Source organism: Vibrio sp. OPT46, assembly GCF_015163535.1.
GTDB classification, from domain to species: Bacteria; Pseudomonadota; Gammaproteobacteria; order Enterobacterales; family Vibrionaceae; genus Vibrio; species Vibrio alginolyticus.
Genome location: NZ_JADDYG010000631.1, coordinates 1 through 296, shown reverse-complemented (window position 1 = coordinate 296; position 296 = coordinate 1). Strand labels below are relative to the sequence as shown.

The following is a 296-nucleotide window of genomic DNA, read 5'->3' as shown; positions in this document are numbered from 1 at the left end:
GCGGATAAGTCACACCGCATCTGAATACCTTGTCGCTCATTACCTGTGGTTTCACCATAAAGGGCGAAGCAAATGGCATCTAAGATCGACGTTTTACCGGAACCTGTAGGACCATTAATCAAAAATAGAGGGTTACTGCCAAGCTTCTCAAAATCAATGATTTCAGTTTTTGCAAACGGACCAAAGGCTTGCATGGTTAGTTTAATTGGTTTCATCTTTGGTCCCTATTGCTGTGATAATTGCTTAATAATGTCAGTAACAGCTTGCTCTTGCTCTTTAGACAACTGGCTATCTTG

The 296-nt window shown here is 41.2% G+C and carries 1 protein-coding gene; it reads right to left on the bottom strand.

What is annotated here, in order from left to right; translation table 11 throughout:
- Positions 1–215, bottom strand: a 215-nt coding sequence (locus IQR33_RS23915; protein ID WP_193844120.1) for an AAA family ATPase, incomplete at its 3' end; no start/stop codon positions are given.
- Positions 216–296: the final 81 nt, after the last annotated feature.